We start from the raw sequence: 10,085 nt of genomic DNA, 5'->3' as shown, positions 1-10,085 counted from the left end.
TCTTTTCACCGACAGGGTCGGTTGCAAGACTTTATTTGTTGACGTTTTGCTGTTCAGTTTTCAAGGTTCATTTGATTTGTTGTTCATTGCCTCTCTCAGAAGCAACTCTTATATAATACCATGTTCGCAATTCCGATGTCAACAACTTTTTCAAAAAAAAGTTTTAAGCTGTTTCGAAGTAGTTATTCAGTTAGCGGAAACGCAACGTTTATTACTATACCACCCTGTCTTTTTGATTGCAATACTTTTTTCGAAAAAAGTTATCTTTGTCAGATTCACATAGAAGCGATAACCGTGCAATCATTGTTTCAAGCTTGATTGCACGGTGCTTCTCTTATGATTACTCTTTATTTCTCATCTGTGGGAACAGGAGAATATCGCGAATCGATTGAGCGTTTGTCAGCAGCATCACGAGACGGTCGATACCTATTCCAAGACCGCCCGTTGGAGGAAGACCATATTCAAGTGCTTCTATAAAGTCTTCATCCATTTCATGTGCCTCATCGTTGCCTTGCTCCTTTTCGACCAATTGCGCTTCAAAACGCGAGCGCTGATCGATAGGGTCGTTCAACTCAGTAAATGCATTCGCGTGTTCACGACGAACAATGAATAGTTCAAAGCGGTCTGTGAAACGCTCATCTTCCGGATTCTTCTTCGCGAGAGGCGATATTTCTACAGGATGGCCGTAGATGAATGTAGGTTGGACAAGTTGCTCTTCGACTTTCTGCTCGAAGAACTCGTTCAACACATGACCAACGTCCATCATGCCTGTCACTTCTACGCCATGTTCCTTAGCAAGGGCATGGGCTTCTTCCTTCGTCATATGCTTCCAGAAGTCAACGCCAGTATATTCCTTAATTGCATCCACCATGTGCAGACGTTTCCAGCCCGGCGAAAGGTCGATGATATCTTCACCGTATTTCACTTTCGTTGTACCGAGGACATCTTGTGCGATGTATGCAACCATATTTTCCGTGAGTTCCATGATGTCTTTATAATCCGCATAAGCTTCATATAGTTCAATCATCGTGAATTCAGGGTTATGTCTTGTGGAAATCCCTTCATTACGGAAAACGCGGCCGATTTCATACACTTTTTCAAGACCGCCGACAATAAGGCGTTTCAAGTGAAGCTCGATCGCTATGCGCATGTATAGCGTCATATCCAAAGCGTTATGGTGCGTAATGAATGGACGAGCAGTCGCTCCACCTGCAATCGAATGCAGCATTGGCGTCTCAACTTCAAGGAAGCCTTCTCCATCCAAATAGCGGCGCATCGATTGGATGATGCGGCTTCTTGTGATGAAAGTCTGTCTGCTTTCCTCTGAAGTGATCAAATCAAGATAACGCTGGCGATACCGTTGTTCGATATCCTTCAATCCATGGAATTTATCCGGCAACGGACGAAGCGCTTTCGTGAGAAACGTAAATTCAGTCACTTTAATAGAAAGTTCGCCTACTTTTGTTTTGAAGACGTTTCCTTTGATTCCGACGATATCCCCTAGATCCGCGTGGGTAAACTGGTCATAAGCCTCTTCGCCGACCGCGTCTTGACGGACATAGATTTGAATCTGGCCGCCGAGGTCTTGGAGATGGGCAAACCCAGCCTTCCCTTTGCCGCGCTTCGTCATGATCCGTCCTGCAATTTTCACTTCGTGCACCGTTTCATCCAATTCCTCTTTTGAAAGACCCTCATAGGCTTCGCGGATTTCATTGGATAGATGCGTCCGCTCGAATCTTGCGCCGAACGGATCTAAACCGCCCTCTCGCAATTCTTCCATCTTCTGGCGTCTCACCAAAAGCTGATCGTTCAATTCATCCAAATGGGACATTTCCTTCACTCCTTCATCAGTTATCCCTCACGCCGGATGGCATGCTCCTATTGTACACAAACTCTTTATGTAAAAAAAGCCGCCACTATAATGGCGGCTCGCATCGCTGCTTCATTACCCTACACCGACTGCGGACTGTTCTCTCTCCGTCATCTCTTCTGCAAACTGATTCAGCAGGCTGATCAACTCGTCAGCTGTTTCCATCTCGTTGATGGCGTTACGAATATTAGCATTGCCACGAATGCTCTTCATATACCAGGATGCATGTTTACGCATTTCCCTTACAGCGACATGTTCGCCTTTCAGCGCCATGAGCCGTTCGAAGTGCAATAGACAGACGTCAATCTTCTCCCGAGCACTTGGCTCTCCCATCAATTCACCCGTTTCAAGATAGCGCACTGTCCGGTAAATCATCCAAGGGTTTCCGAGAGCCGCCCGCCCGATCATGACACCATCAACGCCTGTTTCTTCCAGCATTCTTTTGGCGTCTTGGGGGGTCTCCACATCTCCGTTCCCAATGACAGGGATGGAGACAGCCTCTTTCATTTGGCGGATGACGTCCCAATTCGCTTTTCCTTCATACATTTGCAATCGAGTACGTCCATGGACGGCAACTGCTGCGCCGCCTGCACGTTCGACCGCTCGTGCATTTTCGACGCCGAAAATATGTTCATCGTCCCAGCCGATCCGCATTTTGACGCTGACCGGTTTGTTGACCTTGTCAACGACCGCAGACACCATTTCGTAGATCTTATCCGGATCGAGTAGCCATTTGGCCCCCGCTTCGCACTTGATGATTTTATTCACAGGGCAGCCCATATTGATATCAATGATATCCGCATTCGTATACTTGTCGACATATTGCGCCGCTTCAACAAGAGTTTCTTTCTCCCCTCCGAAGATTTGCAGGGATAGCGGATTTTCACGTTCATCTATATAAAGCATGTTCATCGTTTTACTATTCTTAAAGACGATTCCCTTATCGCTGATCATTTCAGCATATACAAGGCCCGCGCCAAATTCTTTTACCGTCAATCGGAACGCTGAGTTGCAAATGCCTGCCATAGGGGCGAGCACGACACGATTATCCATCGTAATATTACCGATTTTAAACGGACGCTCTTTTAGATCATCCATTCCTCTCTCCCCCTTCCCCAATCACACATATCGGTTTTCACACCAAATATGGATTGAGTCTGACATTCGCCGTATCAAAGCAACTGCCCGACTTCCTCAACTTTCTTCCAAAGCACAACGCCATCATCATGAGGAACCTCCTTTGCAAACGGTATCCCCGTTGCAGGATGTCCAATTGCAGGCGCGATTTCCAATAAAGGCACGAGAACAAATGCCCGTTCACCCATTCTCGGGTGCGGCACAATTAAATTCTCCGCTTCAATATTGTCGTTATTAAACAGCAAAATGTCAAGGTCTACAGTCCGCGGACCCCATCTAATATCACGTACACGGCCCAAGCTGTTCTCCACATCTTGACATGCCGCCAATAACTCATGCGGATCCAACGATGTCTCCACACGAACGACCAAATTCAGGAAGTCAGCCTGTTCCGTATAACCGACAGGTGCCGTTTCATAGATGGAAGACACTTTCGTCGCTTTGATTTGTCCGTGGGAATGAAGTGCACGTACCGCCTCTTTAAGATTATGCAGTCTGTCGCCGATATTGGATCCTATGGAAATGTACGCGATATTCATGAAAATTGCCCTCTCGTAATTTCCACGGAGACTGAGGCATAGTGACCCCGTATCGGCGGATCAGGTTTTATTAAGACGACCCGGACGCCGCGGACTTGCTCAGCGAACCTTTGTAAAATGAGTCTGGAAATCTCCTCGGCGACGGATTCGATCAACTTCTTCGGCTCCCCTTCGACTACAGTTCGGCAAACTTCGAACACTTCCGCGTAATTAACCGTCTTCTTCAAATCATCTGTTTCTCCGGCTTCAGCCAAATCGACCGCGAGCGATACATTCGTCCGGAAACGCTGCCCAAGCACCGTCTCTTCCTTTAATGCACCGTGATAACCGTAAAACTCCATTTCATTCAAATGAATATAATCCATCCTCGCACCCTCCATTTCCAGATCACTCGACGCTTACTTCTGATTTGCCCGCCAGCACATCCATCATCTTCACCATGCGGGAAATCGCCTTCACATCGTGCACCCGCACTATATGGCAGCCGTGCTCGATGCCGTAGCAAACTGTCGCGCCCGTCCCTTCCATTCGCTCATCGACAGGTAGATCCAAAATGTTGCCGATCATTCTTTTCCGGGATGTTGCAAGCAAGAGCGGGTACCCCAGATTCGAAATACGGCGAAGCCCTTGCATCGCCAACACGTTCTGCATCGTATTTTTCGCAAAGCCGATGCCTGGATCGAGCCAAATATTGCTTTCCGGCACACCCGCCTTGCGTGCGATTTCCATGCTTTCCTCCAAGTCGGCAATCATTTCATCCATGAATGGCCCTGCGTATTCCGCCTTTTCCCGATTATGCATCAGGATGATCGGTGCTCCGTATGTAGCCGCCACTTCGGCGATCCCCGGTTCGCGTTTCGCTCCCCACACGTCATTAATGATTTTCGCGCCCGCTTTCAATGCAGCTTCCGCTACGTCCGCCTTATACGTATCGATCGAAATGACACAGTCCAATTCCCGAACTAGCGCCTCGATTACCGGAACCGTCCGCTCTAGTTCCAACTCGAGCGATACCGGTGCGTGACCTGGACGGGTCGATTCGCCGCCGATATCAATGATTTTCGCACCGTCCCGAAGCATTTCTTCCGCACGCTGCAACGCTGCATCGATTTGTCCGTATTTGCCTCCGTCCGAGAAGGAGTCCGGCGTGACATTTAAAATGCCCATTACCGCCGTCTCTTTTTTGAAGTCAAATTCGGTGCTCCCTAAACGGTATATCTCTTTCGCTTTCGATAATTCCATGAATTTACCCTTCTTTCATTCCATCAATCGCTTGCACGTACAATCGATGCAATTTTTGATAATAAACCCCCGAAGCGCCTGGCATCGGCCGCTCGCCTACCGAAGAGAGCGGGACAATTTCCTGAATCGAGTTCGACACGAACACTTCATCCGCTTGCTCGACATCACTTTTTTCATAAAGCCCGATATGTACATCCATCCCTACCTTTGCCCCAAGCTCCAATATGAAGGCGCGTGTAAGGCCGGGCAGAATTCCCGTCTCTATTGAGGGTGTGTACAGCGCGCCGTCTTTCACCCAAAAGACATTGGATGTCACTCCTTCAGCTACATGGCCGAACGCCGTGAGAAAGATTCCTTCCAGCTCCTTCAAGGAAGGCAGCTCCAAACGTCCGCGCACATTGTTCAGGAAGTTATGCGACTTGTGGCGGACCCGGCTTTCCGGGAGATTCCTTTCCGTCTCGAGCCACACAGCTTTCTTTTCTGTTCCCCGAGGGGCTACTGCAAGATCTTTACGGAACAGAATGACGTTCGGCGTCTCGTACTCGGAAGGGGCCAAGCCGATATCATGCACGCCTGCAGATACATTCAACCGGAAATACCCGTCACGTCCACCCGAACGGACGTGCAACTCTTCGATCGCTTCGGCAATCTTCCCATCCGAATAAGGCATCGCAATCCGGTATTCATGCAATGCAGCACGAAGCCGTTCCATATGCTCTTTGAATAAAAACACGCGTCCCTCATATGTCCTAAATGTCTCGAAAAAACCTGCACCATATAAAAACCCATGATCGAACGGGGATATCCGCAACTGTTCCGCTTGTCTAAATTCACCGTTCATCCAACATATCATGGAGGTGATCCTCCTTTCACTTTACCGCTTCGGCCATTTCCTTCGCCTGCCAGAGCGCCCTCGCCTTATTGAGCGACTCCACATATTCCGCTTCCGGTTTAGAGTCCGCGACAAGGCCGGCTCCCGCTTGTATATGGACGATTCCATCTTTTATATACGCCGTACGAATGACGATATTCAAATCGATGTCGCCGTTAAAGCCAATCCAGCCGATTGAGCCCGTATACAAACCTCTCCGCGTCGGCTCCAACTCCTCGATGATTTCCATCGTACGCAGCTTCGGCGAGCCGGTTATCGATCCTCCAGGGAAGACTCCTCTAATAATATCCGCATTCGATAATTCCGGAGCTGCTGTCCCTCTTACATTCGAAACGAGATGCATGACGTGCGAATACCGCTCAACGACCATGAATTCATCCGTTTCCACCGTTTCCGGCACGCAGACTCGTCCAAAGTCCTCCAGCTCCTGTTCTACAAGCATAATATGTTCACCTTTCTCCTTTTCATCGGAGAGCAGGTCCTTCTCATATGCTTCATCCTCGAATTCCGTCGCCCCTCTCGGCCGCGTTCCCCCGATTGGACGCGTGCTCAACTCCATTCCGCGTTTCTTGAGCAACAATTCCGGAGAACCCGACACGACAGCAAATTCCTTGGCTCCGATTGACGCCATATAAGGCGATGGATTGAAGGAACGCAATGCTTCGTACATCGAAAGCGGGTCAGCGGATAGAAACTTCGATTGTCGGACGGTTATGTTGACTTGATTGACGTCTCCATTCGCAATATAGCGCTGGACATCACGCACCATCTGCTCGAATTGCGGTCCAGTTACCGACACTTCCACATTTTCAGGTCTTGTATAATCGATTGCATAGTCAGCTGGCGATAGTAATCGACTTACGATGCCGGCTTCTGCCGCCTCCATCCATTCCCTTTCCACTTCCGACGCATCCAACCCCCGCCCAGGCAGTGTCATGAAATAAGCGGTATCCGTTTCGAGATCGAGGACTGCCCAACGGTCAAATAAATAGAAGAAGACGTCCGGTGCCTCTAGGTCATCCACAGTCATTTCAGGAATCGGCTCATATGTCCGGGCGTAATCATAGCTGATGAACCCGATAGCACCTCCTTGGAAGTCCGGCAGCTCCGGTACATTGTCCATTTTCATCGATTCGACGAATGAAGATACTAGTTCAAGAGGTTCGCCTTCCCTTATTTCCTTCGTCCCGTCACGCCATTGAAGTTCCAATGATTGGTGCTGCTTGCTTGTTAACGTTACTAACGGGTCGACACCCGCGATGCATAGTTTGCCTGTTCGTCCGCTTTCCAGCAAAACGTGCTGTTCCACCGTTTTCGCAAGTTCTTTATATGCGTAAAAAAATTGCTCCTTCGTCATTTCAGTCTTCTTATAATCAGGATGCAATTTATCCATTTCATTTTCCCCCAGCTCGATTTAATATAGATATCTTAACGTGTAAAGCAGGGTTTAGGCTACTATTCTGAATAAAAAAAGAGAGCTGCATTAGCTCTCTCTTCAACAATCCTTCTCTTATTCTTCCTCAAAATGATAAAGCGGGGTGCTTAAGTATCGTTCGCCGTTCGACGGAAGAATAGCAACGACCTTTTTGCCTTTCCCAAGCTTTTCTGCAACTTGGAGCGCCGCGAAAATGGCTGCCCCGGAGGAGACGCCGCCCAGGATTCCCTCTTCCCGTGCAGCTCTTCTAGCAGTATCATAGGCTTCGTCATTCGTCACTTGAATGATCTCATCATAAATGTCCGTGTCGAGCACTTTCGGTACGAAGCCCGCACCGATCCCTTGGATTTTATGAGGCCCTGGCTTTCCACCCGAAAGGACTGGCGAATCTGTCGGCTCCACGGCAACGATACGCACGTCCGGGAAGCGCTCTTTCAATACGCTGCCCGCCCCGGTAATCGTCCCTCCTGTACCGATGCCTGAGATGAATGCATCGACCCGATCGAGCGCATCGGCAATTTCCGGTCCTGTCGTCAGACGATGCACTTCCGGATTAGCTTCGTTATTGAATTGCTGCGGCATGAACCAGCCGTTCTTCTCAGCGAGCTCTTCCGCTTTACCGATAGCCCCTTTCATCCCTTCCGCTCCAGGTGTAAGGACAAGGTCTGCTCCATAAGCGCGCAATAGATTCCGGCGCTCCATGCTCATCGTATCCGGCATGACGAGAACTGACTTATATCCTTTTGCGGCTGCAATCATCGCAAGACCAATGCCGGTATTCCCGCTCGTCGGCTCAATGATCGTGCTACCTTCCTTCAAATCTCCAGACTTCTCTGCAGATTCAATCATTGCAAGCGCAATCCTGTCTTTTACACTCGATCCCGGATTGAAGTATTCCAGTTTTAAATAAATGTCCGCACTGTCCGGATTTGTCATACGGTTCAACTTAACGAGCGGCGTTTTTCCAACTAGGTCCGCAACCGTGTTCCCGACTCTACTCATTCCTACCCACTCCTAATCCCTAGTTATTTGATATGTTTTATTGTATTAATAGTACACCCGAATTGTGAACAGTGTCAATCATTAAAGACTACCTTATCCTTTCCCTCTTTTCATATGTATAATCTAAAAAAAGCTGTTCAGAACCGTCCTTTAAAGACGACTCCAATCAGCTTTTCACTTCATTTTCCATAAAACCATTTTGCATCGAACTCTTTCCAAAACGCTTCGGGATTGACCGATTGAGGAAGCTGTTCGATGGCCAGCTCACGTTTAATGTGCTCCTTCACTTCGTTAAAGGAGAACGTCCTGCCTCCGACCACTTCATTCACTAGGATAATCGCATATGTACCGTCCTGCAGCTTGACAGCATTCCCGAACTTTCCTTCCTTCAGTTTGGATGCCGCTTTGTATATTGCAGGGTCGACCGTCTCCGTCTCAGCATTTATATAGCCGATGTCGCCGCCAAGGCTGGCTGAAGCGAGATCGGTCGATAGCTCTTTTGCCAACGCATCAAAGCTTGACCCTTTCGACAGCTCATCCAATGCCTGCTCCGCCTCTTCCTTTGTCGGAACGATGATGACGGATGTCCGGTAGGCGGTCAAAATATTGTAGAGGGATTCATTTTTCTCATAAAACGCTTTAACTGAAGCATCATCAATGACGACGTCATTCGACAAGACTTTCTCCAAAATAAGGTGAGACCGGATTTTTTGCCGTGTTTGCTCGATATCCATTCCCGAGTGCGATCGGCCGTCCACCGAAGTGATCAACGCGAGTTCCAGTTCGATTTCCTCGTCCGTCACTTTGATGCCGTATTTCTTTGCGGCCGTCTCCATCACTTTATTGTTGACGAGATCGAGAAGCACTTCTCTCCCGACTTCCTTTTCCATAGCAGTCATCCACTGCCCTCTCGTAATCGCTTCGCCCGCTACCGAAGCAACCTCTTCATCAGGTTGCTTCGATTTGTCAGGGATGAGCCATCCGATAAACCAAAGGACGTTACAAGCAAAAAGGACGCCAATAATAGCAAGAAGCGGTTTCGTTTTCAATCTCCTTCTTGGAGGAACCGTCTCCTGGACGTTACGACCTTGACCGTATTTCATCGATAAATCCTTCAAGTTCTTCTTTCGTGAATAGATACTTCTCTAAACAGAAGTGGCACTCGGCTTCCGCTTGGCCGTCTTCATCGATCATTTCTCGGATTTCCTGCTCTCCAAGACCGATGATTGCGTTGCCAAAACGCTCCCTAGAGCAATTGCATCGGAATGCAACGTCCATGCGATCGAGGATTTCAACATTCTCTCTCCCCAACACTTCTCCGAGCACTTCCTCCGGCGTCAACCCACGGTCAATCATCCTAGAAATCGGTTCAACGTTCGCTAACTTTTCCTCAAGCATGCTGATCGTCTCTTCCGTTGCACCCGGCATCACTTGGATGATGAAGCCGCCTGCAGCTTTGACAGTATTGTCGGGATTGACAAGGACACCCAAGGCCACTGCTGAAGGAACCTGTTCCGACACGACAAAATATTGGGTGAAGTCTTCCGCAATTTCACCGGAAACAATCGGAACTTGTCCTGTGAAGAAGTCCCGTAATCCAAGGTCTTTCACTACCGTCAACATTCCTTCTGTGCCGACAGCGCGCCTGACGTCGAGTTTCCCTTGCTCGTTCAGTTCAAAATGGGTGTGCGGATTCGTAATATATCCTCTTACATCCCCATTAGCATCAGCATCAACGACAATTGGTCCAGCTGGGCCGTTCCCTTCGACTTTCACCGTCAGTTTGTCATCGCCTTTCAGCATCGCTCCCATCATGAGTCCAGCCGTCATCGTCCTGCCTAAAGCTGCTGTAGCTGTCGGCCATACATGGTGCTTCTTCTGCGCCTCGCCGACTGCGTCTGTCGAATTCACTGCATACGCACGAATTGTTCCTTCAAAAGCTAATGCTTTTATCAAATAATCATTCAT

The 10,085-nt window shown here is 48.7% G+C and carries 10 protein-coding genes; all 10 read right to left on the bottom strand.

Annotated elements, in window-relative coordinates:
* Window positions 1-340: 340 nt before the first annotated feature.
* Window positions 341-1,831 (bottom strand): lysine--tRNA ligase, encoded by a 1,491-nt coding sequence (gene lysS / locus AB1K89_RS16430; protein ID WP_413055781.1) that lies wholly within the window; start codon window positions 1,829-1,831, stop codon window positions 341-343.
* A 114-nt stretch (window positions 1,832-1,945) separates the two neighbouring features.
* Window positions 1,946-2,968, bottom strand: coding sequence for a tRNA dihydrouridine synthase DusB (gene dusB, locus AB1K89_RS16425; RefSeq protein WP_413055780.1), 1,023 nt, complete (start codon window positions 2,966-2,968; stop codon window positions 1,946-1,948).
* Between the two features lie 74 nt (window positions 2,969-3,042).
* Window positions 3,043-3,546, bottom strand: a complete 504-nt coding sequence (gene folK / locus AB1K89_RS16420) for a 2-amino-4-hydroxy-6-hydroxymethyldihydropteridine diphosphokinase (protein ID WP_413055779.1) — start codon at window positions 3,544-3,546, stop codon at window positions 3,043-3,045.
* Entirely contained in the window at window positions 3,543-3,911 is a 369-nt protein-coding gene (gene folB / locus AB1K89_RS16415; RefSeq protein WP_413055778.1) for a dihydroneopterin aldolase, read from the bottom strand. The genes folK and folB overlap by 4 nt, the downstream gene beginning before the upstream one ends.
* Before the next feature lie 22 nt (window positions 3,912-3,933).
* On the bottom strand, window positions 3,934-4,788 hold the full coding sequence (gene folP, locus AB1K89_RS16410) for a dihydropteroate synthase (protein WP_413055777.1): 855 nt from the start codon (window positions 4,786-4,788) through the stop codon (window positions 3,934-3,936).
* 4 nt (window positions 4,789-4,792) lie between these two features.
* The gene (gene pabC / locus AB1K89_RS16405; RefSeq protein ID WP_413055776.1) at window positions 4,793-5,641 is read right to left on the bottom strand and encodes an aminodeoxychorismate lyase; all 849 of its coding nucleotides are present in this window, start codon (window positions 5,639-5,641) and stop codon (window positions 4,793-4,795) included.
* 16 nt (window positions 5,642-5,657) lie between these two features.
* Window positions 5,658-7,073: an anthranilate synthase component I family protein gene (locus AB1K89_RS16400; RefSeq protein ID WP_413055775.1), complete on the bottom strand. Its 1,416-nt coding sequence runs from the start codon at window positions 7,071-7,073 to the stop codon at window positions 5,658-5,660.
* A 117-nt stretch (window positions 7,074-7,190) separates the two neighbouring features.
* Window positions 7,191-8,117: a cysteine synthase A gene (gene cysK, locus AB1K89_RS16395; protein WP_413055774.1), complete on the bottom strand. Its 927-nt coding sequence runs from the start codon at window positions 8,115-8,117 to the stop codon at window positions 7,191-7,193.
* A 179-nt stretch (window positions 8,118-8,296) separates the two neighbouring features.
* Window positions 8,297-9,220 (bottom strand): peptidyl-prolyl cis-trans isomerase, encoded by a 924-nt coding sequence (locus AB1K89_RS16390; RefSeq protein ID WP_413055773.1) that lies wholly within the window; start codon window positions 9,218-9,220, stop codon window positions 8,297-8,299.
* Window positions 9,198-10,085 (bottom strand): Hsp33 family molecular chaperone HslO, encoded by an 888-nt coding sequence (hslO, locus tag AB1K89_RS16385; protein ID WP_413055772.1) that lies wholly within the window; start codon window positions 10,083-10,085, stop codon window positions 9,198-9,200. Before hslO ends, AB1K89_RS16390 begins: the two co-directional genes overlap by 23 nt.

The sequence above is a fragment of the Sporosarcina pasadenensis genome, from assembly GCF_047228845.1.
In the GTDB taxonomy this organism is placed as follows: domain Bacteria; phylum Bacillota; class Bacilli; order Bacillales_A; family Planococcaceae; genus Sporosarcina.
This window is presented reverse-complemented; position numbering and strand designations above follow the sequence as displayed.

Excerpts from the sequence above, each read along its gene's own strand:
- AB1K89_RS16400 (WP_413055775.1), bottom strand. The coding sequence starts at position 7,073 with ATGGATAAATTGCATCCTGATTATAAGAAGACTGAAATGACGAAGGAG.
- dusB (WP_413055780.1), bottom strand. The coding sequence starts at position 2,968 with ATGGATGATCTAAAAGAGCGTCCGTTTAAAATCGGTAATATTACGATG.
- folB (WP_413055778.1), bottom strand. The coding sequence starts at position 3,911 with ATGGATTATATTCATTTGAATGAAATGGAGTTTTACGGTTATCACGGT.
- hslO (WP_413055772.1), bottom strand. The coding sequence starts at position 10,085 with ATGAATGATTATTTGATAAAAGCATTAGCTTTTGAAGGAACAATTCGT.
- AB1K89_RS16390 (WP_413055773.1), bottom strand. The coding sequence starts at position 9,220 with ATGAAATACGGTCAAGGTCGTAACGTCCAGGAGACGGTTCCTCCAAGA.
- folK (WP_413055779.1), bottom strand. The coding sequence starts at position 3,546 with ATGAATATCGCGTACATTTCCATAGGATCCAATATCGGCGACAGACTG.
- folP (WP_413055777.1), bottom strand. The coding sequence starts at position 4,788 with ATGGAATTATCGAAAGCGAAAGAGATATACCGTTTAGGGAGCACCGAA.
- pabC (WP_413055776.1), bottom strand. The coding sequence starts at position 5,641 with ATGATATGTTGGATGAACGGTGAATTTAGACAAGCGGAACAGTTGCGG.
- cysK (WP_413055774.1), bottom strand. The coding sequence starts at position 8,117 with ATGAGTAGAGTCGGGAACACGGTTGCGGACCTAGTTGGAAAAACGCCG.
- lysS (WP_413055781.1), bottom strand. The coding sequence starts at position 1,831 with ATGTCCCATTTGGATGAATTGAACGATCAGCTTTTGGTGAGACGCCAG.